Annotated in this window: 25 protein-coding genes; 10 read left to right on the top strand and 15 right to left on the bottom strand. The window is 68.3% G+C overall.

Annotated features, from left to right (window positions below; genetic code table 11):
* Positions 1-119: 119 nt before the first annotated feature.
* Positions 120-350, top strand: a complete 231-nt coding sequence (locus CTP10_RS00755; protein ID WP_116316881.1) for a cysteine-rich CWC family protein — start codon at positions 120-122, stop codon at positions 348-350.
* On the opposite strand, the gene CTP10_RS00750 is transcribed toward CTP10_RS00755, so the two are convergent.
* Complete coding sequence (locus CTP10_RS00750; protein WP_116316880.1) at positions 323-862, bottom strand: DMT family transporter; 540 nt, start codon at positions 860-862, stop codon at positions 323-325. The two genes, CTP10_RS00755 and CTP10_RS00750, sit on opposite strands and share 28 nt — an antisense overlap.
* Before the next feature lie 94 nt (positions 863-956).
* Between CTP10_RS00750 and CTP10_RS00745 the strand changes: the two genes are divergently transcribed.
* Positions 957-1892 carry a LysR family transcriptional regulator gene (locus CTP10_RS00745; RefSeq protein WP_116316879.1) on the top strand — a complete coding sequence of 312 codons (936 nt, stop codon included), beginning with the start codon at positions 957-959 and terminating at the stop codon, positions 1890-1892.
* Between the two features lie 191 nt (positions 1893-2083).
* Here the strand turns inward: CTP10_RS00745 and CTP10_RS00740 are convergent, their stop codons facing one another.
* Entirely contained in the window at positions 2084-2560 is a 477-nt protein-coding gene (locus tag CTP10_RS00740) for a copper chaperone PCu(A)C (RefSeq protein ID WP_116316878.1), read from the bottom strand.
* Between the two features lie 199 nt (positions 2561-2759).
* On the opposite strand from CTP10_RS00740, the gene CTP10_RS00735 reads away from it, so the two are divergent.
* Together CTP10_RS00735 and CTP10_RS00730 are read left to right on the top strand one after the other, a co-directional pair.
* Positions 2760-4148 (top strand): ATP-binding protein, encoded by a 1389-nt coding sequence (locus tag CTP10_RS00735; protein ID WP_116316877.1) that lies wholly within the window; start codon positions 2760-2762, stop codon positions 4146-4148.
* Between the two features lie 21 nt (positions 4149-4169).
* Positions 4170-4781, top strand: coding sequence for a response regulator transcription factor (locus CTP10_RS00730; RefSeq protein ID WP_116316876.1), 612 nt, complete (start codon positions 4170-4172; stop codon positions 4779-4781).
* A 35-nt stretch (positions 4782-4816) separates the two neighbouring features.
* Here the strand turns inward: CTP10_RS00730 and CTP10_RS00725 are convergent, their stop codons facing one another.
* From CTP10_RS00725 to CTP10_RS00705, 5 genes are all read right to left on the bottom strand, one after another.
* Complete coding sequence (locus tag CTP10_RS00725; RefSeq protein WP_116316875.1) at positions 4817-5149, bottom strand: hypothetical protein; 333 nt, start codon at positions 5147-5149, stop codon at positions 4817-4819.
* A gap of 232 nt (positions 5150-5381) precedes the next feature.
* Positions 5382-6713, bottom strand: a complete 1332-nt coding sequence (gene hslU / locus CTP10_RS00720) for an ATP-dependent protease ATPase subunit HslU (RefSeq protein ID WP_116316874.1) — start codon at positions 6711-6713, stop codon at positions 5382-5384.
* 37 nt (positions 6714-6750) lie between these two features.
* Entirely contained in the window at positions 6751-7287 is a 537-nt protein-coding gene (gene hslV / locus CTP10_RS00715; RefSeq protein WP_116316873.1) for an ATP-dependent protease subunit HslV, read from the bottom strand.
* A gap of 272 nt (positions 7288-7559) precedes the next feature.
* Complete coding sequence (locus tag CTP10_RS00710) at positions 7560-8546, bottom strand: tripartite tricarboxylate transporter substrate-binding protein (protein WP_116316872.1); 987 nt, start codon at positions 8544-8546, stop codon at positions 7560-7562.
* 293 nt (positions 8547-8839) lie between these two features.
* The gene (locus tag CTP10_RS00705; RefSeq protein WP_116316871.1) at positions 8840-9739 is read right to left on the bottom strand and encodes an alpha/beta fold hydrolase; all 900 of its coding nucleotides are present in this window, start codon (positions 9737-9739) and stop codon (positions 8840-8842) included.
* A 137-nt stretch (positions 9740-9876) separates the two neighbouring features.
* On the opposite strand from CTP10_RS00705, the gene CTP10_RS00700 reads away from it, so the two are divergent.
* The 6 genes from CTP10_RS00700 to CTP10_RS00675 all read left to right on the top strand — a co-directional run bounded on the left by CTP10_RS00700 (position 9877) and on the right by CTP10_RS00675 (position 16781).
* Complete coding sequence (locus tag CTP10_RS00700) at positions 9877-10383, top strand: Fur family transcriptional regulator (RefSeq protein ID WP_116316870.1); 507 nt, start codon at positions 9877-9879, stop codon at positions 10381-10383.
* 30 nt (positions 10384-10413) lie between these two features.
* On the top strand, positions 10414-11508 hold the full coding sequence (locus tag CTP10_RS00695) for a CobW family GTP-binding protein (protein ID WP_116316869.1): 1095 nt from the start codon (positions 10414-10416) through the stop codon (positions 11506-11508).
* 320 nt (positions 11509-11828) lie between these two features.
* A complete protein-coding gene (dksA, locus tag CTP10_RS00690) occupies positions 11829-12518 on the top strand; it encodes an RNA polymerase-binding protein DksA (protein ID WP_233527968.1) in 690 nt (229 codons plus the stop codon).
* Between the two features lie 254 nt (positions 12519-12772).
* Entirely contained in the window at positions 12773-14038 is a 1266-nt protein-coding gene (locus tag CTP10_RS00685) for a GTP-binding protein (protein ID WP_116316868.1), read from the top strand.
* A complete protein-coding gene (locus tag CTP10_RS00680; protein WP_442875131.1) occupies positions 13989-14456 on the top strand; it encodes a hypothetical protein in 468 nt (155 codons plus the stop codon). Before CTP10_RS00685 ends, CTP10_RS00680 begins: the two co-directional genes overlap by 50 nt.
* A 156-nt stretch (positions 14457-14612) precedes the next feature.
* A complete protein-coding gene (locus tag CTP10_RS00675) occupies positions 14613-16781 on the top strand; it encodes a TonB-dependent receptor (RefSeq protein ID WP_116317791.1) in 2169 nt (722 codons plus the stop codon).
* A gap of 89 nt (positions 16782-16870) precedes the next feature.
* On the opposite strand, the gene CTP10_RS00670 is transcribed toward CTP10_RS00675, so the two are convergent.
* The 8 genes from CTP10_RS00670 to bioB all read right to left on the bottom strand — a co-directional run bounded on the left by CTP10_RS00670 (position 16871) and on the right by bioB (position 24231).
* On the bottom strand, positions 16871-17785 hold the full coding sequence (locus CTP10_RS00670; protein WP_116317790.1) for an MBL fold metallo-hydrolase: 915 nt from the start codon (positions 17783-17785) through the stop codon (positions 16871-16873).
* A gap of 11 nt (positions 17786-17796) precedes the next feature.
* Entirely contained in the window at positions 17797-18060 is a 264-nt protein-coding gene (locus CTP10_RS00665) for a DUF1289 domain-containing protein (protein ID WP_116316867.1), read from the bottom strand.
* Positions 18053-18487, bottom strand: coding sequence for a thioesterase family protein (locus CTP10_RS00660; RefSeq protein ID WP_116316866.1), 435 nt, complete (start codon positions 18485-18487; stop codon positions 18053-18055). Before CTP10_RS00660 ends, CTP10_RS00665 begins: the two co-directional genes overlap by 8 nt.
* Positions 18484-18984: a YbaK/EbsC family protein gene (locus CTP10_RS00655; RefSeq protein ID WP_116316865.1), complete on the bottom strand. Its 501-nt coding sequence runs from the start codon at positions 18982-18984 to the stop codon at positions 18484-18486. Before CTP10_RS00655 ends, CTP10_RS00660 begins: the two co-directional genes overlap by 4 nt.
* Positions 18985-19006: 22 nt before the next feature.
* A complete protein-coding gene (locus tag CTP10_RS00650; protein WP_116316864.1) occupies positions 19007-19942 on the bottom strand; it encodes a hydroxymethylglutaryl-CoA lyase in 936 nt (311 codons plus the stop codon).
* A gap of 54 nt (positions 19943-19996) precedes the next feature.
* Positions 19997-20938, bottom strand: a complete 942-nt coding sequence (locus CTP10_RS00645) for a 2-hydroxyacid dehydrogenase (RefSeq protein ID WP_116316863.1) — start codon at positions 20936-20938, stop codon at positions 19997-19999.
* 156 nt (positions 20939-21094) lie between these two features.
* Positions 21095-23110 (bottom strand): acetyl/propionyl/methylcrotonyl-CoA carboxylase subunit alpha, encoded by a 2016-nt coding sequence (locus CTP10_RS00640; RefSeq protein ID WP_116316862.1) that lies wholly within the window; start codon positions 23108-23110, stop codon positions 21095-21097.
* 98 nt (positions 23111-23208) lie between these two features.
* Positions 23209-24231: a biotin synthase BioB gene (gene bioB, locus CTP10_RS00635; RefSeq protein WP_116316861.1), complete on the bottom strand. Its 1023-nt coding sequence runs from the start codon at positions 24229-24231 to the stop codon at positions 23209-23211.
* Positions 24232-24250 lie beyond the last annotated feature (19 nt).

Here is a 24250-nt window from a genome sequence, read left to right as displayed (position 1 = left end):
GCCAGCGTTCCGTTCGCGCAACAGCGCGGGCAATCCGGCATGGCCCACGGCCTTTGCCATCTTTGCCGTCTTTGACCGTTTGTCCCGCTCCCCGGCGCACCAGTTCCCAATCCCGCACCATGACCGATCCCGCCACCGTCCTGACCGGCCAGCTCCGTCCTGTCGAGCATTGCAGCCAATGCGGCGCCGGCTTTGTGTGCGGCTACGTGGCGGGGCTGCGCGAGTGCTGGTGCGCCAGCCAGCCACTGCTGCCGGCGCGGCGCATCGTGCCGGGCCAACACTGCCTGTGTCCCGGCTGCCTGGCGGCGCGCCAGCGCGGCGCTCAGGCGCCGGAGCCCGCCGCGGACTGAGCCGCCGGCGCCGCGCCGGCGGGCGCAGCGGCGCCGCCCCACTGCATCACCAGCATTCCCGCCACGATCAGCGCCGCGCCCGCCAGCCGCCCCGGCGTCATCGCCCGCGCCGCAAACCCGGCGAGGCCAAACTGGTCCACCAGCAGCGCGGCCAGCACCTGTCCCGCCACCACCGCGGCGATAAAGCCTGCCGCGCCCAGCCTCGGCGCCATGACCAGGGCGGCCGAGATATAGAACACCCCCAGGACGCCGCCGATCCAGGTCCACGCCGGCGCGCGCGCCAGGATCGATGCCGCGGGCAGCGGCACGCGCAGCAGCCACAGCAGCGGCAGCAGCGCCGCCAGGCTGACCAGCAGCGACACCAGCGTTGCCGCCAGCGGATGGCCCAGCGAACGCCCCAGCGTGGCATTGGCACCCGCCTGGAACGGAATCACGGCGCCCGCCAGCACGGCGGTTGCGAGGGGCAACAGCAAGGTAATCGGGAAGGAATTCGGCAACTGGATGCCTGACATGTCACGCTCCGTAGGGCAAACTGCGATGCCTGACAGTTTGAAATATCGCAAAGCGAATTCCCAATTCTGCTTTCATACGTTTAATATTCGTCGAATGAATAGCCTACGCGGAATCGACCTGAACCTGCTGGTGGTGCTTGAAGCACTGCTCGCCGAGCGCCACATCTCACGCGCCGCGCTGCGCCTGCACCTGAGCCAGCCGGCGGTCAGCCATGCACTGGGGCGGCTGCGGCAGCTCCTCGACGATCCCATCCTGGTACGCGGCAAGGGCGGCCTGGTGCTGAGCGCGCGCGCCCATGAACTGTCCGGCCCGCTGGCCGAAGCCCTGTCGCAGGTGCGCATCCTGCTCGGGCCGAGCGGCTTCCAGCCGGCCACCACCCGCCGCACCTTCCGGCTGGCGATGTCCGACTACGGTGCGCTGGTGGTGTTGCCGCGGCTGCTGCGCGCGGTGCGCAAGGCCGCGCCCAATATCGACCTGGTGGTGTCGCAGGCCAGCCGCGAGGGCATGACGGCGCAAGTGGCAGACGGCGAGATCGACATGGCGCTGGGCGTGTTCAGCTACCAGCCTGAAGGCGTGCAGTCGGCCGAATTGTTCCGCGAAAGCTATGCCTGCGCGGTGGACGCGGCCACGGTGCGGGACACCGGCCGGCTCGACCAGGTGGCCTACCTGGCGCGCTCGCATGTGCTGGTGGCAACCCACAGCGAACGCATGGATGCGATCGACACCGCGGTCACCAGGCTGGGCGGGCGCCGCAAGATCGCCTGCGTGGTGCCGCACTGGAGCGTGGCGCCGGCGCTGATCGCCGGGACCAACCTGGTGCTGACCACGGCGCGGCGCAGCCTGGCCGCGCTGGAGGAAGACTCGCGCTACGCCGTGTTCGACCCGCCGTTTGCGCTGGAGGACTTCACCTTCAGCATGATCTGGCACGAGCGCACCGATGCCGACCCCGCCCACGCCTGGCTGCGCGAGCGCATGCTGGCGGCGGCGGCCAGTCAGGAATCGGAAGAGCCGATCAGCTTGCGCGGCTGACGCCGCCGCGCCGGCTTGGCGGCACCCGGCACTGGCGGCTGCGGCCGGGCGTCAGGGCGCCTTGTCGGCTTTTCGGGTGGTGCGGGCGGTGCGGGCGGCGTGCCTCCGCGGAAAACCAGTTTCTGGCGCGTGCCGTGTTGCTTGTTGGCCATGATGGCTGGCGGCCAGGGCGATGCCTGGCCCCCTTCTGATCAGTGCTTGTGCTCGCCGTGGCTGCCGCCCGGCACCATGTCGCGCACTTCGGCGTTGACCTTCTGCTCGGTCACCTTGCCGCCCTGCTCGATCTTCAGCGTGATGGGCACGGTATCGCCCTTCTTGAGCTGGCTCTTCAGGCCCATCAGCATCACGTGGTAGCCGCCGGGCTTCAGTTCGACGTTCTGCATCCTGGGCAGGTCCAGCGACTTGATCTGCCGCATGCGCATCACGTTGTTTTCCATCTTCATCTCGTGGATCTCGGCTTCGCCAACCGGCGACGAGACGCCCACCAGCTTCGCGTTCTCGTGCGCATGCAGCACCATGAACGCGCCCGAAGCGGCCTGGGTCGGCACCGTGCCGCGCACCCAGGCGTTGCTGACGTCGACCTGGGCCAGCGCGGCTCCGGACGCCAGCGCCGTGGCCAGTGCGGCAATCGATGCGGCCAGCGTGGCCGCGCGGAATTTGGCTTGCATCTTTGTCTCTCCTGAAAGCAGACATTAGAACATGGCGTCGCGCGCCGCGTGCAGGCCCGCCGGGGCAGGTACGCGGCGCGCGGGTGGCACGCGGGTACCGGCCAAAGCCGGCTAGTCTGGCAGCGGCGGCACCGCGCCGCCAATGCGGCAAGGTGTCGCACGCGCCGGCACCTTCCAGCCGCATTGATACACTCGCGCCATGACCACTGCCGCAGCCGTGCCCCCCTCGCCCCGCTTGCCTGACCTGCCCTTCCTGTCGCCCTTGCCGGCCGCCAGTTCGCCCCGCCATGGCCAGGTGACGCTGCGCCGCCTGTTCTGGCTGCGCTGGGCGCTGCTGTCGGGGCAGGCGCTGACGCTGCTGGCATGCGACCCGATCGCCGGCATCCGGCTGCCGTATAAGCCGCTGATGGTGGTGCTCGGGCTGCAGGCGCTGTTCAACCTGATCACCGCCCTGCGCCTGCGCCAGCACAGGCGGCGCAACAGCGCGCCCGGCGAAGCCGAACTGATGGGCCAGCTGCTGGTGGACCTGACCGCGCTGTCGGCGATCCTGTTCTATACCGGCGGCGCGACCAACCCCTTCGTGTCGTTCTACCTGCCCGGGCTGGCGATCGCCGCGGCCATCCTGCCGTGGCGGCAGGTGATCGCGCTGTCGGTGTATGCGCTCGCCTGCTACACGGTGCTGCTGTTCGAGTACGTGCCGCTGGACCTGCACAACCCCGACAACGCCGTGAACTACCACCTGGCGGGCATGTGGCTGAATTTTGTCGCCAGCGCAGTGATGATCGCGCTGTTCGTCGCACGGCTGTCGGGCGTGCTGCGCCAGCGCGAAGCGCAACTGAACCTGGCACGCGAGCAGCTGCTGCGCGAGGCGCGCGTGGAAGACCTCAACGGCCAGGCCGCCGCGGTGGCGCATGAGATCGGCACGCCGCTGGCGACGCTGGCGGTGATCGCCGGCGAGTTGCGCGCCGATGCCTCCGACGCGGCGCTCGGCACCACGCCGATCCGCAGCTACCTGCCCGACCTGCAGACCGTCGAGCAGCAGTTGGCGCTCTGCCGCACCACGCTGGCGCGGCTGCGCGAAGATTCGGCGACGCTCGCGCCGCAGCGCCTCGCTGCCTGGCTGCCGGCCTTCGCCGAGCGCTGGCAACTGCGCCATCCCAACGCCAGCCTGCAGGCCAGCGCCACGCCGGGTGCCGGCGCGCAGCCGGTCGAAACCGCGCGGGTCGGCCAGATCCTGACCATCCTGCTCGACAACGCCGCGCGCGCCCAGCAGAACGCGGGCCGATCCAGCAAGCCGCTGCAACTGGAGATCGCCATGGAGCCGGGACAAGTGGCGCCGTGGCTGTCGTTCCGCGTCGCCGACCATGGCGAGGGCATTCCCGAAGCACTGCGCGGCCAGCTCGGCGAAATGCCGGTGGCCAGCCAGCATGGCGGCCAGGGCATCGGCCTGTACCTGGCGCAGAGTGGCGCGCGCCAGATGGGCGGCGAGCTGGCCTGGCGCGACCGGTCGGGCGGCGGCACGGTGGCCGAGCTGCGGCTGCCCGCGCTGTCCTCGCTATCGGCGCCGCCTGCGCGCAGCGCATCCTGAACCCACGCGCCACACCTGACCATGACCGATACCTTCCAGACGGTTCCTGAAGCCACCGCACCGGCGGGCACGCCGTTCCTCGTCATCGACGACGACGAAGTCTTTGCCGGCACGCTGGCGCGCGCGCTCATGCGCCGCGGCTACGCCGTGCAAGTGGCCCATGACGGCCGCACCGCGCTCGCGCTGGCGGGCCGTACCGACTTTGCCTATGTCACGCTCGACCTGCACCTGGAACCGCCGCCCGAAGCCGGCAGCACCGCGCCGGCCGAATCCGGCCTGCAGCTGGTCGCGCCGCTGCGCCAGGCGCTGCCCGACGCGCGCATCCTGATCCTGACCGGCTATGCCAGCATCGCCACCGCGGTGGCGGCGGTCAAGCAAGGCGCGGACGAATATCTGGCCAAGCCGGCCAATGTCGATTCGATCCTGACGGCGCTCATGGCGGGGGTGTCGGAAGACGCGGCGCAGGCCGCGCTGGAAGAGCCGGTGCCGCTGTCAGTGGCGCGGCTCGAGTGGGAACATATCCAGCGCGTGCTGGCCGAGCATGGCGGCAATATCTCCGCCACGGCGCGGGCGCTGAACATGCACCGGCGCACCTTGCAGCGCAAGCTGGGGAAGCGGCCGGTGTCGCGGTAGAAGGGTAAGGAAGGTGGATTGCGGCAGCCGCGCGCTTACAGGCGCAGCTGCACGTGTTCCCAGTCCAGCCCTTCGCTCGCCTCGGCCGTGTCGCCCTGCGCGACGATGCGCATGGCGTCGCCCGCATGCCGGTCCGACAGCGAGAACAGCGCGCCGGCATCGAGCGCCAGCGTCGCGGCGGCAGCCTTGGCGGCGGCGCCGCGCGCATTGGCCTGTGTGGCCTGTGTGGCCTGTGCAGCCTGCGCGGCTTCGGCTGCCTGCACGGAAGGCACCGCGGGACGGATGCAAAGGAATGCGGTGGCCGCGGCCAGTGCGGCTAGCAGGCCTCCGGTGGCGAGCACCACGCGGCGGGTCTTGTAGTTGACCATTGATTTCTCCTGCCAGTAGTTGAGTGGGATGCGGTGGCTCCCGCACCGGTCAATCGACCGTCAAGGTGCGTAAGGGTCTCATTGCGAGACGCGGCTCCGCCAGTGTGCTTACCAATGCTTACGATGCTTACCGCGATGTGGCAGGCGGATACGTACTGACAACAGATTCCGGCCAAAGCGGCACAAAAAAGGCGCACCGTAGTGCGCCTTCTTCTCCGGCCTGTGTGCCTGCTTACAGCACGTAGCGCGACAGGTCCTCGTTGCCGGCCAGGTCGCCGAGGCGCTGGTCGACGTACGCCGCGTCGATCGTCACGGTCTCGCCCGACGACCTGGTGGCGTGGAAGGACAGGTCCTCCAGCAGCCGCTCCATCACCGTGTAAAGGCGGCGCGCGCCAATATTCTCGACCTTCTCGTTGACCGAGAACGCAATCTCGGCAAGCCGGCGGATGCCATCCGGCGCGAACACCAGGTTGACCTCTTCGGTGTTCAACAGCGCCTGGTACTGCTTGGTCAGGCTGGCATCGGTCTGCGTCAGGATGGCCTCGAAATCCTGCACCGACAGCGATTCCAGTTCCACGCGGATCGGGAAACGGCCCTGCAGCTCGGGGATCAGGTCGCTCGGCTTGGACAGGTGGAACGCGCCCGAGGCAATGAACAGGATGTGGTCGGTCTTGATCATGCCGTACTTGGTGTTCACCGTGGTGCCTTCCACAAGCGGCAGCAGGTCGCGCTGCACGCCCTGGCGCGACACCTCGCCGCCACCGATATCGCTGCGGCTGGCGATCTTGTCGATCTCGTCCAGGAACACGATGCCGTTCTGCTCCACATTGGCGATGGCCTTGTGCTTGAGCTCCTCGTCATTGACCAGCTTGGCGGCCTCTTCGTCGATCAGCAGCTTGAAGGCTTCCTTTACCTTCATCTTGCGGCGAGCCTTCTTGCCCTGGCCCAGTCCGGCGAACATCGAACGGATCTGCTCGGTCATGTCTTCCATGCCCGGCGGCCCCATGATGTCCATGCTCGGCACCCCGGCGGCGAGTTCCAGCTCGATTTCCTTGTCGTCCAGCTGGCCTTCGCGCAGCTTCTTGCGGAACACCTGGCGCGTGTTGGAATCCTTCTCTTCCGGCTGCGAGAAGCCGATGTCGCGCGGCGGCGGCAGCAGCACGTCGAGCAGGCGGTCCTCGGCCGCGTCCTCGGCCTTGGTGCGCACCTTCTTCATCTCGGACTCGCGCGTCTGCTTGATCGCCATCTCGGCGAGGTCACGCACGATGGTGTCGACATCGCGGCCGACGTAGCCCACCTCGGTGAACTTGGTCGCTTCGATCTTGATGAACGGCGCGTCGGCCAGCTTGGCCAGGCGGCGCGCGATCTCGGTCTTGCCGACGCCGGTCGGGCCGATCATCAGGATGTTCTTGGGCGTGATTTCCTGGCGCAGCGGCTCGGCCACCTGCTGGCGGCGCCAGCGGTTGCGCAGCGCCACCGCCACGGCCTTCTTGGCCTTGTCCTGGCCGATGATGTGCTTGTCGAGTTCGGAAACGATTTCCGACGGGGTCATGGTGTGCGACATGGTATCCGTTCAGTAGGGCGCGCGTTGCCGCCTTCGCTTATTCCAGCGTCTCGATGACGAAGTTGGTATTGGTGTAGATGCAGAGCTCGCCGGCGATGGTCAGCGCTTTCTCGACCACGTCCTTCGGCGACAGCTCGGTGTTCTCTATCAGCGCCTTCGCGGCCGACTGCGCATACGCGCCACCCGAGCCGATCGCGGCGATGCCGCCCTCGGGGTCGAGCACGTCGCCGTTGCCGGTGATGACCAGCGTGGTGTCGCGGTCGGCGGTGATCAGCATGGCTTCAAGCCGGCGCAGCGCGCGGTCCGAACGCCAGTCCTTGGCCAGGTCGACCGCGGCGCGGGTCAGGTTGCCCTGGTACTTCTCCAGCTTGGCCTCGAAGCGGTCCAGCAGCGAGAATGCATCGGCCGTGCTGCCGGCAAACCCGACCAGCACCTTGCCGTTGTAGATGCGGCGCACCTTGCGTGCGGTGCCCTTCATCACGATATTGCCGAGAGTGACCTGACCATCACCGCCGAGTGCGACCTGGTTGCCGCGGCGGACGCTGACGATGGTAGTGCCGTGATACTGTTCCATGGTGGCTTCCGTGAATATGTCACGATCGTAGTTGGCGACGCCCCCGGCCGGTTTCAAGCCCCTTCGTGCGCCGGGCCACACAGGCGACGCGCCGCGCGGGCGTCTGAACAATATAGGATGCCGGGCGCCGGCCTGCCGGCCCGCCCCGTGCGTCCGGCCCCAAAGCAAAAAGGGCCATGCGTTGCCGCATGGCCCATTCTTTTATGCCAGTGTTGCCGCACGCGAGCCAGTGGCCCGCGCGCTTGGCGCATCACTTCCAGCGATCCACCCGATCAGTCCGCGTAGACGCCGGCCTTCTTGATCACCGGGGTCCACTTGTTGATTTCGGCGGTCAGGTAGGTGCGCAGCGATTCCGGCGTGGCGCGCTGTGCCGGCACCGCCTCGGCGCCCAGCTCGGCCATCTTGGCACGGAAGGCCGGGTCGGTCACGGCCTTCTGCAGCGCGGCCGTGAGCTTGTCGATTACCGGCTTGGGCGTGCCCTTCGGTGCGTACATGGCGTGCCAGACCTTCACTTCCACGTTCGGCATGCCCTGCTCGCCCGCGGTCGGGATGTCCTTGAAGGCTTCCACGCGGCGCGCCTGCATGGCGGCGTACGGCTTGACCGAGTTTGCCTTCAGGTGGCCCGCCAGGTTGGTGGTCTGGTCGCACAGCAGGTTGACCTGGCCGCCCAGGATATCCGTCAGCGCCGGCGCCGCGCCCTTGTACGGCACGGTGGTCAGCTCGGTCTGGATCGCGCTCTGGAACAGCAGGCCGCACAGGTGCGAGGCCGAGCCGATGCCGGCGTTGGCCAGCGACAGCTTGGCGGCGTTGGCCTTGATGTACGGCAGCAGGTCCTTGAAGGTGTTCGGCGGCAGCTGCTTGTTGCCGACCAGGATCATCGGCACGTCGGCGATTTCACCGACCATCTCGAAGTCCTTCAGCGGATCGAAGCCCAGGTTGCGGTACAGCGCCGGGGCCGTAGCCATGCCGATATGGTGGATCAGCACGGTATGGCCATCGTTCTTGGCCTGGGCCACCTTCTTGGCGCCAATGGTGCCGCCGGCGCCGCCGAGGTTTTCGATCACGATGGTCGCACCCAGGTGCTTGGACATGATCGCGGTCAGCTCGCGCGAAACCTTGTCGGTCGGGCCGCCCGCCGAGAACGGCACCACGGCCGAAATGGGCTTGCCGCCCGGGAATTCCTGCGCGTACGCGCCTGCCGCCACACCCATCGCGCTGACTGCCAGCGCGGCCGCGATCGTCTTTGCCACTCGTTTCATGCTCTCTTCTCCTGGTTCCTTCAAATACCCGTCAAGCAATGCATTGCCGCCGGCCCGGCCCCTGCTCATGCGGGGGCGCATCTGGCGCGGTCTCACTGGCCGCGCTTGGACCATGACCGGCTGGCGCCGCTACCCCTGCCGTAAAACGCAAGGGGGGAGGATGATGTTAACAACACCAGACAATACGCAGGTATAGGTGCTAACCCGCCTGCAATCAGCGGCATATGGCGGGAAACCGGGTAGTTATGCAGGGATCGGCTATAAAGGCTCGTGTTTGCGACACCGGGAGCTGCTCAACGGAAAAAACCGAGCATTTCCTCAACTAGCGGTTCTGGGGCTTCTTCCGGGATGTAGTGCCCGCACGGCAGGGCTTCGCCGCTCACGTCGGTCGCCACCTCCTGCCACAACGCCAGCGGTTCGAAGCAGCGCGCCACCACGCCGTGCTCGCCCCACAGCACGCGCAGCGGCAGCGCCAGCCGGCGCCCGGCCTCGCGGTCGGCGCGGTCATGCTCCAGGTCGATGGTGGCGGCGGCGCGGTAGTCCTCGCACATGGCATGCACCCGCGCCGGGTCGCGCATGGCCGCCACGTAGGCCGCCATCGCGTCCGGGGCGAACGGGCTCGGCCCGGCCTGGCGCAGGCCGACCAGCTTCTGCAGGTAGAACTCGGGCTCGGCGTTGATCAGCGTCTCGGGGAACGGCGTGGGCTGGATCAGGAAGAACCAGTGCCAGTAGGCCGCGGCAAAGGCCATGCTGGTGCGCTCGTACATGGCCAGCGTGGGGGCGATGTCGAGCAGCATGGCGCGGCTCACGGCCTCGGGGTGGTCGGCGCAGAGCCGGTGCGCGACGCGCGCGCCGCGGTCGTGGCCGCACAGCGCAAAGCGCGTAAAGCCGAACTTCGCCATCAGCCCGACCTGGTCCTGCGCCATGGCGCGCTTGCTGTAACGCTCATGCCCGGCGTTGCCCGGCGGCGCCGAGCTGCTGCCATAGCCGCGCAGGTCGGTGGCAATCACGGTGAAGTGGTCGGCCAGCCTCGGCGCCACCCGGTGCCAGATCAGGTGGCTTTGCGGATGGCCGTGCAACAGCAGCAGCGGCGGGCCCGAACCGCCCTGCACGCCGGCGATCTCGACCTCGCCGATACGGTGCCGGAAGGGTTCGAAATTGGGGAACAGCAACGCGCTGGCGTCGTTCAGCATGGCGTGTCTCCGCTTCTGGGTCGCTTGTCGATCATAGGCGCAAACCCCGGCCTCGGCGCCGCCCGTGACCGCGGGGTGCATCCATGGACCGTTGCAACTGAATTGCATCAACCGTGGGCCTATGGTTAAATCGGCCCATGACCCGCATTAGCCCGGACGGGCCGTCCGCCGCACTGGCGCCCGCCATCCTAGAAGCCGCCCACGAGCGCCTGCGCCAGCTGGGCGCGCGCGTGACGCAGCCGCGGCTGTGCATCCTGGCCTGCCTGATCGGCAGCGACGAAGCGCTGACCCACCAGGCCGTGATCGACCGCCTGCCCGAGCAGGGCGAGACCATCGACCGCGTCACCGTGTACCGCGTGCTGGACTGGCTGGTGGATCAGGGCGTGGCGCAGAAGCGCGCCGGCAACGACCGCGTGTTCCGCTTCAGCCTGGTCGAGCACGAGGCCGCGCGCGCGCAGGAACATCGCCAGCACAGCCATTTCCACTGCACCCGCTGCGACCGTACCTTCTGCCTGGACGACGCCAGCGCCCCGGCCCAGCCGGCCGCGCCGCGCGTGCCCAGCGGCTTTGCCATCGAACATGTCGAACTGACCGTGAACGGCGTCTGCGCCGAGTGCGGCAAGCGTACGCCCGCCGCCCACTGACCGGCACTCTTATTTCCCGGAGAACAACAAATGTCCAAACTGACCCCGGTCACGATCCTGACCGGCTTCCTCGGCAGCGGCAAGACCACCCTGCTCAAGCGCATCCTGAACGAGCAGCACGGCATGAAGATCGCCGTCATCGAGAACGAGTTCGGCGAGGAAAACATCGACAACGAGATCCTGGTGCAGGATGGCCGCGAGCAGATCGTGCAGATGAGCAACGGCTGCATCTGCTGCACCATCCGCGGCGACCTGGTGCAGGCGCTGTCCGGGCTGCTGACGCGCCGCGACGCCGGCGAGATCGACTTCGACCGCGTGGTGATCGAGACCACCGGCGTGGCCAACCCGGGCCCGGTGGCGCAGACCTTCTTCATGGACGAGGAAATCGCCTCGCGCTACCTGCTCGACGCGGTGATCACGCTGGTCGACGCCAAGCATGCGCACATGCAGCTGGACAAGCAGGAAGAGGCGCAGCGCCAGGTCGGCTTTGCCGATGCCATCTTCATCACCAAGTCCGACCTCGTCAGCGAGGACGACGTGGCCGAGCTGCGCCACCGCCTGCTGCACATGAACCCGCGGGCGCCGATCCGCACGGCGAACTTCGGCGAGACGGCGATCGACACCATTTTCGACCTGCGCGGCTTCAACCTGAACGAGAAGCTGGAACTGGATCCCGAATTCCTGCGCGCCGACGAACATGGTCACGACCACGATCATGACCACGAGCACGAGCACGGTGAGCAGTGCGCAGACGACTGCGGCCACGACCATGGGCACGACCACGGCCACCATGGCCACGGGCACGACCACCACCATCACCATCACCACACCGACCGCATCGCGTCGTTCGTCTTCCGCAGCGACAAGCCCTTCCACTACGGCAAGCTGGAAGAATTCCTGTCGGGGATTCTGGCGGTGTACGGGGAAAAACTGCTGCGCTACAAGGGCGTACTATATATGGAGGGTGTGGACCGGAAAGTCGTGTTCCAGGGCGTCCACCAGTTGATGGGCAGCGATATCGGCGCCAAGTGGGAAGACGAGACGCCGGGCACCAAGATGGTATTTATCGGCGTGGACCTGCCGCGGGACGCCATTCTCAAGGGGCTGGAGAACTGCCTGGCCTGAGTGCACGGGCCGCCGCACGGGCGGCTCCTGCCAGCGGACACCCTCTCACGGCCACCCCCGTTCGGGGTACCGGGGAAATACCGAAGTGCAGGCTGGCTTTCCCCCGTATCTCGGAAAAATTTGTTCAAGTACAATAGGCCGGATTTGATACCGGTGGCGCACCTTTTTTCCGCCCCGGGATCTTGCAGGGCGGCGGTTGTCGTCAGCACGAGGCAGGCCGCCGGGCAGGTGCGGTCGCAGTGCTTCGTGCGGAGACCGCCTTTCCGCTTGGGGTGCCTCGGCACGCGCCGTCACTGACTGACGCGAGAGAGAGGTGTCCCATGACAGCCGCAACGAAGACGAAAGAAAGCCGCAGCAAGACAGGTAGTGCCGCGGCAGAGACGCTCAAGGCGCAGCCTGTGAAGGCCGCGCCCGCTCCCCGCGGCAGTACGGCGAACGCCGAAGCGGGCGCAACGAAGGGAGGCCCGCGAAGCAGCAAGACTGCAGCCAGCCAGAGTGAAACGACGACCGTGGCGCGCAAGCGCACGGACAGCGAATCCGAGCGGACCCAGACGCCGCCGGCCGCCTCAACAAGAGAATCAGCAGCAACCATGAGCAGCAACAAACTTCTGACTGAAGCTGAAATCCTGAAGATGAGCGACAAGGATTACATGAATGAAGCGCAGCTCGCCTTCTTCAAGCATCGGCTTGAACAGCTGCGTGACGAAATCCTCAAGAACGCTGACCAGACCACGGAACACCTGCGCGAAACGGTCATCGTGCCGGATCCGGCCGACCGCGCCACCATCGAGGAAGAGCATGCGCTGGAACTGCGCACGCGCGACCGCGAGCGCAAGCTGCTGAAGAAGGTCGAGCAGTCGCTGCAGCGCATCGAGTCCGGCGACTACGGCTGGTGCGAGGAAACCGGCGAGCCGATCGGCGTGCCGCGCCTGCTGGCCCGGCCCACCGCGACGCTGTCGCTGGAAGCGCAGCAACGCCGCGAACTGCGCCAGAAGCTGTTCGGGGACTGATCCCCGGGCGCGCCGGCCTGCCGGCGTTGCCGCACCACAACGGCCCGGTTTGACCGGGCCGTTTGCATTGGCGCGCGCCCGCCGGGCGCTGCTGCACTTGTCGTGGCGCGGCCACGGCCTACCATTGTGAGAATCGTCCGGCTGTCGCCGGCGGGGCCTTTCTGGTAAATTCGCAACTTTGTTGCAATAACCGGAAGCGCACCGCATGCGCGACCTGTTCGCGACCGGTCCGTCACCTTCTCCACTCTCCCGCCATGGCTGATCGCCTGCCCGTCACCGTGCTGTCCGGCTTTACCGGCGCCGGCAAGACCACGCTGCTGAACCACCTGCTTGCGCAAGGCGCCGGCGGGCGCGTGGCCGTGCTGGTCTGCGGCGCGCAGGACGGCCAGACGCTGGCGCCGCTGCCGCCCGGCTGCGAGGCCACGGTCCTGCCGGATGCCGACACGCTGATGGCCGAGGCCGCGCGGCTGGCCGCGCAAGGCCGCTTCGATGCGCTGCTGGTCGAGGCGGACGGCCGGGACGACCCGCTCGCCATCGCCGAGGGTTTCCTGTTCGAGGCCGAGCACGGCGCCGGCCCCGATGCCGCGCTGCAGCCCGACACGCTGGTGACGGTGGTCGACGCGGCCACCTTCCTGGCCAACCTCAACGAAGCCGATTTCCTGGCCGACCGCGGCCTGGCGCAGGGGCCGGAAGACGACCGCACCGTCGCGGAAGTGCTGGCCGCGCAGGTCGAGTTCTGCGACGTCATCCTGCTGAACAAGACCGACCTCGCCAGTGCAGACGCGCTGGCGCGGCTGCGCGCGGTGCTGCATGCGCTGAACCCGCGCGCCGATATCGTCGATGCCAGCTTCGGCAACGTGCCGCCGCAGCGCGTGTCCGGCACCGGCCGCTTCGACTTTGCCGCCACCGCTGATGCCCCGGGCTGGCTGGCCGCGCTGCAGGGCACGGCGCCGGAGCCAGACTGCGGCGTGTCGACGCTGGTGTACCGGCGCCGCCGCCCGTTCCATCCGCAGCGCTTTGCCGACCTGATCCATACCGAATGGCTGCGCGAACACGGCAGCGTGCTGCGCTCCAGGGGCCTGTTCTGGCTGGCGAGCCGCATGGACACCGCCGGTGACTGGAACCAGGCCGGCGGCGTGTGCCGCCACGGCGGCGCTGGCGCCTGGTGGGCCGCGCTGGATCCGGCCGAGTGGCCGACCGATGACGCGGACCGCGCCGAGATCGAGGCCGACATGGAGGTCGATGGGGCGCCGGCACCGTTTGGCGACCGCCGCCAGGAACTGGTGCTGATCGGCATGGACCTGGACGCGGCCGCGCTGGCGGCGCGGCTCGATGCCTGCCTGCTGGACGACGCAGAAATGGCGGCCGGCACAGCGGCGTGGGCCACCTACGCGGACCCGTTCCCGGCGTGGGTCGACGATCTGGACGAGGACCATGAGCACGACCATGGCCATGACCACGATCATGACCATGGTGACGATTGCGGCTGCGGCGCGCCGCACCATCCCCATGCGCACTGACTGGTTCGCCCGCCTGCGCACGCACGGCCCGGGCCTTTGGCCGGCGCTATGGCTGGCGCTATGCCTGCTGCTGGCGCAGCATGCCGGGCTGACCCACCGCATCGTGCACGGCGGCCTGCTGCCGCCTGCCGCAGCTACGCTGGCCGCGGCCGATGCCGGCACTGACGCCGGCACTGACGCCGGCACTGACGCCGATACCGACTCCCACTCGCTGGCACAGAAATTCAGCGGCCACTCCTGCGTGCTGTTCGACGGCGCCACGGTCGCCGACACGCTGTGCGGCAAGCTGCCGTTGCCGCGGCTCGCCTTCGGCAAGCCGGCCAAGCCGGCCAATCTCGCCTGGCGCTGGCCCGACCTGCCTGCCGCCCACCCCTTCCATTCGCGCGCGCCACCGGCGCCGGCCATCGCCCTCGCCTGATCCGGGACGCGGCCATCGCCGCGTGTCCGGCTTTCGAATTTTTCCCGAGCTGAACGCCTGCCGCCTGCGCGGCGCGGCCATACCCGTTGGGCGTGGCGCGCCATGCCGTACCTGCTGGCCAGCCGGGGCCGATTGCCACGCCTCGCTATGCGCGCCATGTCCAAACAGAACCGCTCGAAAAACAGCGCCCCCTGCCTGACCCCGCTCGCGGCCATTGCCGCTTCCCTGACTGCCTCGCTCGCTGCCCTGGCGGCGCCTGCGCACGCGCAGACCGCCACGCCTGCGCCCACCGCCGAAACAGCGCCGGCCACCGCCACCGCCAGCGGCACGCTGCGCGAAGTCGTCGTCACCGCCAACCCGCTCGGCAGCGAACTGAACGACATGGTCGCGCCGGTATCGACACTGGGCGGCGACGCGCTGGCCGTGCGCCAGGCCAGCACGCTGGGCGAGACGCTCGACAAGCTGCCTGGCGTGTCGTCGACGTATTTCGGCCCCAATGCCAGCCGCCCGGTGATCCGCGGCCTGGATGGCGACCGCATCAAGGTGCTGCAGAACGGCGGCAGCACCGTCGACGCCTCGACGCTGTCCTATGACCACGCAGTGGCGCTGGACCCGCTGGTGGCCGAACGCATCGAGGTGGTGCGCGGTCCGGCGGCGCTGATGTACGGCGGCAACGCCATCGGCGGCGTGGTCAACGTGATCGATAACCGCATCCCCAAGGAGCCGATCGAAGGCGTCGGCGGCGCCGTGGATGCCAGCGGCACCATCGGCGGCGACCAGGCCCGCAATGCCAGCGCGCTGATCGAGGCCGGCAACGGCCAGTTCGCCGTCCATGCCGATGCGTTCGCACGCAAGACCAGCGACCTGCGCATCCCCGGCTACGCCCGCAGCGACCGCCTGCGCGCCGCCGAGCCGCTGCCCGAGGGCGAAAGCGAAGCCTATGGCCGCCTGCCCAACACCAGCGCCGAGCAGCAGGGCGGCTCGCTGGGCGGCTCCTATACCTGGGCCGATGGCTTCCTCGGCGCCAACTACAGCGCCTACCGCAATGACTACGGCACGCCCGCCGAGGACGACGTGCGGCTGAAAATGAAGCAAGACCGCTTCGCGCTGGAGGGCGAGGCGCGCAACCTGGCCGGCAACACCGGCGGCTGGATCGAATCGGTCAAGGGCAAGTTCAGCTACACCGACTACGAGCACAAGGAGATCGAGGACGGCGAGACCGGCACGATCTTCAAGAACCGCGGCTGGGATGCGCGCTTCGAGGCCAGGCACGCCAGGATCGGCAACATGACGGGGGTGATCGGCACGCAGTTCGGCCACACCGACTTCTCCGCGCTGGGCGAGGAAGCCTTCGTGCCGAGCACCAATACCGACAACGCCGCGCTGTTCCTGTTCGAAGAGTTGCCGCTGAACACCTCGGGCGACCTCAAGCTGAATTTCGGCGGCCGGCTCGACCACAGCAGCATCAAGGCCAGCGCCAACGGCAACGACCGCTTTGCCGACGCCAACCGCAGCTTCAACGCCACCAGCGCCTCGGCCGGCCTGCTGTACAAGGTCAACCCGGCGTGGTCGCTGACGAGCAACCTGTCTTACACGGAACGCGCGCCGACCTTCTACGAGCTGTACGCCAACGGCCCCCACGTGGCCACCGGCTCGTGGGAAGTGGGCGACCCCAACGCCAACAAGGAACGCGCCACCTCGATCGACCTGGGCGCGCGCTTCAAGTCGGGCGCGCACAGCGCGAGCGTATCGGGCTACTACAGCCGCTTTGCCAACTACCTGGCGCTGTCGGCCACGGGCCGCGCGCGCGACGAGGCCGGCGACGTCGTCGCCATCGGCAGCCCGGGTGCGTTGCCGGAATTCCAGTACCTGGGCGTGCCGGCCACGCTCTACGGCTTCGAGGCCGAAGGCAAGACCCGGCTGCTGCAGAAGATGCTGACCAGCAGCGACACGCTCGACTTCGAGGCGCGCGCCGACTACGTGCGTGGCGAGAACCGCGACACCGGCGAGCCGCTGCCGCGGCTGGCGCCGCTGCGCCTGGGCGGTGCGCTGGTGTATGGCGCGGGGCCATGGGGCGCGCGCGTGGATGTCACGTATGCGGCCAGGCAGACGCGCGTGCCGAGCAATGACACGCCGACCGATGCCTATACGCTGCTGAGCCTGGCGCTGACCTACAAGTTCAAGGTGTCCGGGACGCAGACGCTGGTGTACCTGCGCGGGGATAACCTGACCAACCAGGATGCGCGCAATGCGACCTCGATCCTGCGGGATATCGCGCCGCTGGCGGGGCGGAGTGTGAAGGTGGGGTTCAGGACGTCGTTCTGAGGCCGCTTGGGGGCTTGGCGGCTTAGAGGCTGGCAGGACTTCGTTGAGGCGCCTGCAGGCGCTTTCAATCGCGAAGGCCTGCAACCACCTCAATCCCGATTCACCACCCACTCCCCTTCCACCGCCAACGCCCCGGCGCCCACCAGCGCCCGCACCGTCTGCGCGGAAATCTCCGCCATCTCCTGCCCCGGCATGAACCGGTCGCGGATCCGCACCATCAACGGCGCCTCCGCCATCCACTGCGCCAGTTCCGCCTGCGTCATCCGCTGCTGCTCCAGCAGCTTGAACTTCACCAGCACCTTGACCGCATGGCTGGCATTGCGCGCGGGATCGGCGCTGAGGTGGCGCAGCCTGGCGGTGGCGCGCTCGACCGCAGGGACCACGTCGGTGAACATGCGTCCGTGGCCGGGAATCACCAGCCGCGCATCCAGCTCCGCGATGCGTGCCAGCACCGCCGCCTGCTCGGTGAAGCCGCTCTCGCCTTCCAGCTCGGGAAAGATCACGCCGAAGCCGTTTTCCCACAACGCATCGCCGGAAATCAAAATGCGCGGCCCCGGCGCGAACAGCATCACCGCATGCGGATCATGGCCAGGCGCGGCCACAACCCGCCATTCCATGCCGCCCAGCGTCACCGCATCGCCGTCGTGCAGCACGCTGTCGAAGCCGAAGCGGTCGCACTGCTGCCCGGTGGCGCGGTAGGTAAGTGCCTCGGTGTCCCACGCGGCCACGGCCGCGGCTTCGGCAGCGGGAATCGCGGTGCGCGGTTGCCAGCGCGCCTGCAGCGCGGCATTGCCGCCGCAGTGATCGGAATGCAGGTGGGTGTTGAGGATGCGAGCCAGCGGCCGGCCCTGCAGCGCTGAGGCCACCAGCGCCACGGTCTGCGGTGCATGGCTGACGTAGCCGGTGTCGACCAGCGCGGTATCGTCGCCATCGACGAACAGGATGTTGTTGGCCGACAGCCAGCCGCGCTCGAACACGCGCATGGTCTCGGGCAACGTCGGCATCGATGCTTCGCTCAAGGGGGTGTCTCCTCGCCCGCCAGCCAGGCGGCGCGCTGGGGCAGTTGCGCCCAGATGCGGCGCTTGTCTTCGTCGCCGGCCGATGACCAGCCGGCAATCTCTTCGATGGTACGCAGGCAGCCCTCGCAGTAGCCGCTGGCCGCATCCATGCGGCAGACGTTGCGGCACGGCGAGGGCACCGGCGTTGCCAGCCGGGCGGCCTGTGCCGCGAGCTCCGCGGCCAATGCCGCAAGCGTCGCAGATGCGCGCGCTTCAGGCATGCTTTGCCTGGCGCGCCGCCTTGGCCGCCACCTTTTCGTTGAAGCGGCCCGCGTCGATCAGGTGGCGCTCGTGCACGCCCTCCGAGATCTTGTCCTCGCCGTCCCAGGCACTCAGTTCAAAGCGCAGGCGGCGTCCGTCCACCTCGACCAGCTGGCCCTTGACCGTCACCGTCATGCCCGGCGGCGTCGGCGCCAGGTGCGAGAAGCTGACCAGCGTGCCGAGCGACTGCTCGCGCGGCCAGTCCAGGTGCTCGCGCAGCATCTGCAGGCAGGCGCATTCCATGATGCCAACCATGTAGCCGGTGGCCAGCACGTCGGGCATCTCCGGGCAGCAGGGGATATCGTCGTACAGGCGCGGCACGGTGGCCTTGGGCGGCACCGTGTATTGCCAGCTGAAGCTCAGCCCTGCACGTAGCCCGGGGCTCACGCCGGCGCTCCGGCGGCCACGTCGGCAACTTCCGCGCCGGTCATCTGCTGCAGCTGCCGCGGCGTCAGGTTGAACACCGCGTGCGGATGTCCGGCGGCGGCCCACAGGCTGTCGTACCGAAACAGGTCCTGGTCGAGCAGCATCACCGGCGCCACCGCATGGCCGATCGGGCAGACGCCGCCGATGGCATAGCCGGTCTTCTCGCGCACGAAGCGCGCATCGGCCTTGCCCAGCGCGCCCACGCGCGCGGCCACCTTGGCCTCGTCGACGCGGTTGCTGCCGCTGGCGATCACCAGCACCGGCGCATCGTCCTCGACGCGGCGGAAGATGATCGACTTGGCGATCTCCGCCACGCTGCAGCCCAGCCCCGCCGCCGCTTCGGCGGAGGTCTTGCCGGTGGCGGGCAGCATCACCACCGGGCGGTCGTGCCCGAGCCCGGCCAGCAGGTCCGCCACGCGCTGCGCGGATTCGGGCAGCGCTTCGTTACTTGCCGTCATGCGTTCTCCTTATTCCCTGTGCTCAGACGCAGGCGGGCGCCGCATCGCTGGCGGCGGCCCATTTGGTCAGCAGCGCCCGGCCCACGCGCGAACTGTTGGCGCGGCCGATCGACTGTGAGATGTAGTCGCCGGTGCGCACCACCGCTTCCAGATCGATGCCGGTATGGATGCCCATGCCGTGCAGCATGTACAGCACATCTTCGGTGGCCACGTTGCCGGTCGCGCCCTTCGCATACGGGCAACCGCCCAGACCGGCGACCGACGCGTGGAAGATCGCGATGCCGACTTCCAGGCTGGCCAGGATGTTGGACAGCGCCTGGCCGTAGGTATCGTGGAAATGGCCTGAGAGCCGGTCGATCGCAAACTCCGCCGAGGCGGCGCGCATCACTTCCTGCACGCGCACCGGAGTGCCCACGCCGATGGTGTCGGCGATATCGATCTCGTCGCAGCCCAGCTCGCGCATGCGGCGCACCACGTCGACCACGGCGCTGACCGGGACCTCGCCCTGGTAGGGACAGCCCAGCGCGCACGAGATGCTGCCGCGCAGGCGCACGCCCTTCTCTTTCGCCGCGGCTGCGACCGGCTCGAAGCGCTGGATCGACTCGGCGATCGAGCAGTTGATGTTCTTCTGCGAAAACGCCTCGCTGGCGGCGCCGAAGATCACCACCTCGTCGGCGCCGGCGGCGACCGCGCCTTCGAAACCCTTCATGTTCGGCGTCAGCACCGAGTACAGCGTGCCGGGCCGGCGCTGGATGCGCGCCATCACGTCGGCGCCATCGGCCATCTGCGGCACCCACTTGGGCGAGACAAACGATGCAGCCTCGATATTGACGAAGCCGGCATCGGTCAGCTGGTTGACCAGCGCGACCTTGACGTCGGTCGGCACCATGGCCTTTTCATTTTGCAGGCCGTCGCGCGGGCCGACTTCGACGATCTTCACGTAGTTCGGGATGGTCATTGCCGTCTCCTGTCCTTTGTTCGTTATGTGGGGTGCCGTGCTCAGCAGCCGGGTTCAGTACCCGCGCTGCAAGTCGACCACGCCGGCAATCGGCTGGTTCGCGCGCAGCGCGCGGATCTTGCCGGCGATCTGGGCGATGCTGTCCTCGCGCAGCGTCAGCGCCGAGATATGCGGCGTCACCGTGATGCGGGGCTCCTGCCAGAACGGATGGTCGGCCGGCAGCGGCTCGGTGCGGAACACGTCGAGCGTGGCGCCCCCGAGCTGGCCGGACTGCACCGCGGCCAGCAGGTCTTCCTCGACCAGGTGCTGCCCCCGCGCCACGTTGATCACATAGGCGCCCTGCGCCAGTCGCGCGAACAGGCCGGCATTCAAGATGTTCTCGGTCTGCGGTGTCAGCGGCAGCACATTGACCAGCACGCGCAGGCCGTCCAGGAACGGCGCCTGCCCCGCATCGCCGTAGAAACCGCTGACGCCTTCGATCGCGCGCGCGGTGCGGCTCCAGCCTCGCACCGGGAAGCCGAAGCCGGCCAGCGTGCGGGCGATATGCGTGCCGAGCGTGCCCACGCCCATCACGCCGATGGTGAAGTCGGCGCGGCGATGCGGCTTGAGGAATTTCCAGTTGCCGGCGCGCTCCTGCGCCTCATAGGCGTCGAGCTTGCGGAAATAGCGCAGCACGGCGGCGGTGACGTACTCGGCCATCTGCGCGGCCATGCCGGCATCGTCCAGCCGCACGATCGGCACGCCGGCGGGCAGCGCATCGGGCGCTTCGTCGCGCAGCCGCAGGATGCCGTCGACACCGGCACCGAGGTTGAACACCGCCTTCAGGTCGGTGCGGCCGCGCAGCATTTCCACAGGCGGGCGCCAGACCACGGCATAGTCGGCTGGCTCGTCGCGGCTGCCCTCCCAGGTCAGGCATTCGGCTTCAGGCAGGGCTTCGGCAAAGCCTTCGATCCACGGGTCATAGCGGCCGTCGGGGACGTACAACTGCAACTTCATTTTGTCTCCAGGGATATTGCGGGGGAGAAGCGGCGTCCGTGCCGTTTCCGCGTGTGCGGGATTGACGGCAGGCATTGATCGCTCAAAAGGCTATTCTGGCAGAGGAATGCGATCGGGGTCAGGCTTCGGGCCAGACCCCGTCGTGCGCGCTCCTTACTAGCCTTCGAACGCCAGCAGTTGCGCCCCTTCGGCCACCTGCTCGCCCACCCCGTAGAGCACTTCGCTGACCACGCCGTCGGCCGGTGCGCTGATGGTGTGCTCCATTTTCATCGCTTCCATCACCAGCAGCGGCGTGCCACGCGTGACCGTGCTGCCGGCTTCGACCATCACCGCGATGACCTTGCCCGGCATCGGCGCGGTCAGCTTGCCGCCCTCGCTTTCGGTTTCGCCGGCATGGGCCAGCGGGTCGAGCCAAGCCAGCGCGACATGCCGCCCGGCATAGAACACATGGAAGGTCTCGCCATCGCTGTGCACCTGTCCATGCGCACGGCGGGTGCCAAGGTTGACGCGCAGGTCGTCGGCCTGGCAGGTGCTGGCGAAAGGCGCGGCCTGGTCGGCGTAGATCAGCGTGCTGCCGCGCGCATTGGTGTTCAGCGTCACGTCGAGCACATGGTCGCCGTAGCCGAAGCGCAGCTGGCGCGACACGCCGCCGTTGAGCCGCCACGCGCCGCCGTGGGTCCACGGCGAGTGGGGATCGGCGGCGTCGATGCGCAGCTCGCGCGCCTCGCGATCCAGCAGCGCGGCCACCGCCAGCGCGATGATCTCCATGCCGACCGGCGCACGCGGCGGGAACAGGGTCTTCTCGTTGCGCTCGATCAGTCCCGTATCGAGGTCCGCGGTGCGGAATGCCTGCGACGACACCAGCCGCTGCAGGAACGCCACGTTGGTCGACAGGCCGACCACATGGTATGCCGCCAGCGCCTGGCGCATGCGCGCCAGCGCCTCGTCGCGGTCCTTGCCCCAGACGATCAGCTTGGCGATCATCGGGTCGTAGTACGGGCTGATGGTGTCGCCTTCGCGCACGCCGGCATCGATGCGGATGCCGGCCGGGCCATGCGCATCTTCGCCACGCATGAACTGCACCGCCGGCGGCGTGCGCAGGAAGCGCAGCGTGCCGGTGGAGGGCAGGAACTGCTTGTCGGGGTTCTCGGCGTAGATGCGCGCTTCCAGCGCATGGCCGTCGATGCGCAGTTGCTGCTGCGTGAGCGGCAGCGGCTCGCCGGCGGCAACGCGCAGTTGCCATTCGACCAGGTCCTGCCCGGTGATCATCTCGGTGACCGGGTGCTCGACCTGCAGGCGCGTGTTCATCTCCATGAAATAGAAGGAGCCGTCCTGGTTGGCGATGAACTCGACGGTGCCGGCGCCGACATAGCCCACCGCCTTGGCAGCGGCGACTGCCGCTTCGCCCATGGCGCGGCGGCGTTCTTCCGTCATGCCCGGCGCGGGCGCCTCTTCCAGCACCTTCTGGTGGCGGCGCTGCACCGAGCAGTCGCGCTCGAACAGGTAGACGCAGTTGCCGTGCGTATCGGCGAACACCTGGATTTCGATATGGCGCGGGCGGGTCAGGTACTTCTCGACCAGCACCTTGTCGTCGCCGAAGCTGGCGCTGGCCTCGCGCTTGACCGACGCCAGCGCGGCCTCGAAGCCATCGCCCGACTCGACCACGCGCATGCCCTTGCCGCCGCCGCCCGCGCTGGCCTTGAGCAGCACCGGGTAGCCGATGCGGTCGGCCTCGCGGCGCAGCAGCGCCGCGTCCTGGTCTTCGCCGTGATAGCCCGGCACCAGCGGCACCGACGCCTTTTCCATCAACTGCTTGGCCGCGCTCTTGCTGCCCATGGCGTGGATGGCGGAGGCCGGCGGGCCAATGAAGACCAGCCCGGCCGCGGCGCAGGCCTCGGCAAAGGCTTCGTTCTCGGACAGGAAGCCGTAGCCGGGGTGGATCGCCTGGGCGCCGCTTTCCCTGGCCATCTCGATGATGTGGTCGGCGCGCAGGTAGCTGTCGCGCGCGGCGGCGCCGCCGATATGGACTGCTTCGTCGCAGAAGGCGACGTGGCGGGCATTGGCGTCGGCATCCGAGTACACCGCGACGGTGCGGATGCCGAGCCGGCGGCAAGTGGCGGCGACACGGCAGGCGATCTCGCCGCGGTTGGCGATCAGGATCTTGCTGAACATGGCTCCCTCCTTGTTATGCCGTTATCGGCATCTTACGGCGGGGAGATGTCCAATGGGTTATTTCCGATGTCGCTTTATCGCGTAACTTCCCCGCGCAACTACCCGGCGTAACCCTCCGCGCGGATGTCCAGGCGGGCCAGCAGGGCGCGATCGCGGTCGGCCTGCGGGTTGCCGGTGGTCAGCAGCTTTTCGCCGTAGAAGATGGAATTGGCGCCGGCCATGAAGCACAGCGCCTGCAAGGCTTCGTCCATGGCCTCGCGGCCGGCGGACAGGCGCACCATGGCACCCGGCATGGTGATGCGGGCCACCGCGATGGTGCGGACGAACTCGAACGGGTCCAGCGCCTCGGTGCCGGCCAGCGGCGTGCCTTCGACCTGGACCAGGTTGTTGATGGGCACCGACTCCGGATACGGGTCCATATTGGCCAGCTGCGCGATCAGGCCCGCGCGCGCCTCGCGCGATTCGCCCATGCCGACGATGCCGCCGCAGCAGACGTTGATGCCGGCGTCGCGCACATGGCCGATGGTGTCGAGCCGGTCCTGGTAGGTGCGCGTGGTGATGATCTTGCCGTAGAACTCAGGCGAGGTATCCAGGTTGTGGTTGTAGTAGTCCAGCCCGGCGTCCTTGAGCTGCTGCGCCTGCTCGGCCTTGAGCATGCCGAGCGTGACGCAGGTTTCCAGGCCCATCGCCTTGACCTCGCGCACCATGTCCATCACCGGCTCCAGGTGGCGGTCCTTGGGGCTGCGCCAGGCAGCGCCCATGCAGAAGCGCGTGGCGCCGTTGGCCTTGGCGGCGCGCGCGGCGTCCAGCACCTCGTCCAGCGGCATCAGCTTCTCGGCCTTGACGCCGGCATCGTGGTGCGCGCTCTGCGGGCAATAGCCGCAATCCTCCTCGCAGCCGCCGGTCTTGATCGACAGCAGCGTCGACAGCTGCACGGTGTTGGCGTCGAAATTCTCGCGATGCACCTGCTGGGCGCGGAACAGCAGGTCGTTGAACGGCAGCGCGAACAGCGCGGCGACGTCGTCGACGCGCCATTTGGCGTCGTCAGGCAATGCGTGCTGGCGTGCGGTCTGGCGCAGCGAATCGGCGGAGATGGTGGTAACGGTGTGGGCTTGGGTCATGTTTTTTTCAGTCGAATTC

Source organism: Cupriavidus sp. P-10 (assembly GCF_003402535.2).
In the GTDB taxonomy this organism is placed as follows: Bacteria; Pseudomonadota; Gammaproteobacteria; order Burkholderiales; family Burkholderiaceae; genus Cupriavidus.
Note: the sequence above shows the minus strand (reverse complement) of the source record. Positions and strands in the feature narration are given on the sequence as shown.

Bases quoted from the DNA above. Each gene is read 5' to 3' on its own strand.
- CTP10_RS00755 (WP_116316881.1), top strand. From the start codon at position 120: ATGACCGATCCCGCCACCGTCCTGACCGGCCAGCTCCGTCCTGTCGAG.
- CTP10_RS00750 (WP_116316880.1), bottom strand. From the start codon at position 862: ATGTCAGGCATCCAGTTGCCGAATTCCTTCCCGATTACCTTGCTGTTG.
- CTP10_RS00745 (WP_116316879.1), top strand. From the start codon at position 957: ATGAATAGCCTACGCGGAATCGACCTGAACCTGCTGGTGGTGCTTGAA.
- CTP10_RS00740 (WP_116316878.1), bottom strand. From the start codon at position 2,560: ATGCAAGCCAAATTCCGCGCGGCCACGCTGGCCGCATCGATTGCCGCA.
- CTP10_RS00735 (WP_116316877.1), top strand. From the start codon at position 2,760: ATGACCACTGCCGCAGCCGTGCCCCCCTCGCCCCGCTTGCCTGACCTG.
- CTP10_RS00730 (WP_116316876.1), top strand. From the start codon at position 4,170: ATGACCGATACCTTCCAGACGGTTCCTGAAGCCACCGCACCGGCGGGC.
- CTP10_RS00725 (WP_116316875.1), bottom strand. From the start codon at position 5,149: ATGGTCAACTACAAGACCCGCCGCGTGGTGCTCGCCACCGGAGGCCTG.
- hslU (WP_116316874.1), bottom strand. From the start codon at position 6,713: ATGTCGCACACCATGACCCCGTCGGAAATCGTTTCCGAACTCGACAAG.
- hslV (WP_116316873.1), bottom strand. From the start codon at position 7,287: ATGGAACAGTATCACGGCACTACCATCGTCAGCGTCCGCCGCGGCAAC.
- CTP10_RS00710 (WP_116316872.1), bottom strand. From the start codon at position 8,546: ATGAAACGAGTGGCAAAGACGATCGCGGCCGCGCTGGCAGTCAGCGCG.
- CTP10_RS00705 (WP_116316871.1), bottom strand. From the start codon at position 9,739: ATGCTGAACGACGCCAGCGCGTTGCTGTTCCCCAATTTCGAACCCTTC.
- CTP10_RS00700 (WP_116316870.1), top strand. From the start codon at position 9,877: ATGACCCGCATTAGCCCGGACGGGCCGTCCGCCGCACTGGCGCCCGCC.
- CTP10_RS00695 (WP_116316869.1), top strand. From the start codon at position 10,414: ATGTCCAAACTGACCCCGGTCACGATCCTGACCGGCTTCCTCGGCAGC.
- dksA (WP_233527968.1), top strand. From the start codon at position 11,829: ATGACAGCCGCAACGAAGACGAAAGAAAGCCGCAGCAAGACAGGTAGT.
- CTP10_RS00685 (WP_116316868.1), top strand. From the start codon at position 12,773: ATGGCTGATCGCCTGCCCGTCACCGTGCTGTCCGGCTTTACCGGCGCC.
- CTP10_RS00680 (WP_442875131.1), top strand. From the start codon at position 13,989: ATGGTGACGATTGCGGCTGCGGCGCGCCGCACCATCCCCATGCGCACT.
- CTP10_RS00675 (WP_116317791.1), top strand. From the start codon at position 14,613: ATGTCCAAACAGAACCGCTCGAAAAACAGCGCCCCCTGCCTGACCCCG.
- CTP10_RS00670 (WP_116317790.1), bottom strand. From the start codon at position 17,785: ATGCCGACGTTGCCCGAGACCATGCGCGTGTTCGAGCGCGGCTGGCTG.
- CTP10_RS00665 (WP_116316867.1), bottom strand. From the start codon at position 18,060: ATGCCTGAAGCGCGCGCATCTGCGACGCTTGCGGCATTGGCCGCGGAG.
- CTP10_RS00655 (WP_116316865.1), bottom strand. From the start codon at position 18,984: ATGACGGCAAGTAACGAAGCGCTGCCCGAATCCGCGCAGCGCGTGGCG.
- CTP10_RS00650 (WP_116316864.1), bottom strand. From the start codon at position 19,942: ATGACCATCCCGAACTACGTGAAGATCGTCGAAGTCGGCCCGCGCGAC.
- CTP10_RS00645 (WP_116316863.1), bottom strand. From the start codon at position 20,938: ATGAAGTTGCAGTTGTACGTCCCCGACGGCCGCTATGACCCGTGGATC.
- CTP10_RS00640 (WP_116316862.1), bottom strand. From the start codon at position 23,110: ATGTTCAGCAAGATCCTGATCGCCAACCGCGGCGAGATCGCCTGCCGT.
- bioB (WP_116316861.1), bottom strand. From the start codon at position 24,231: ATGACCCAAGCCCACACCGTTACCACCATCTCCGCCGATTCGCTGCGC.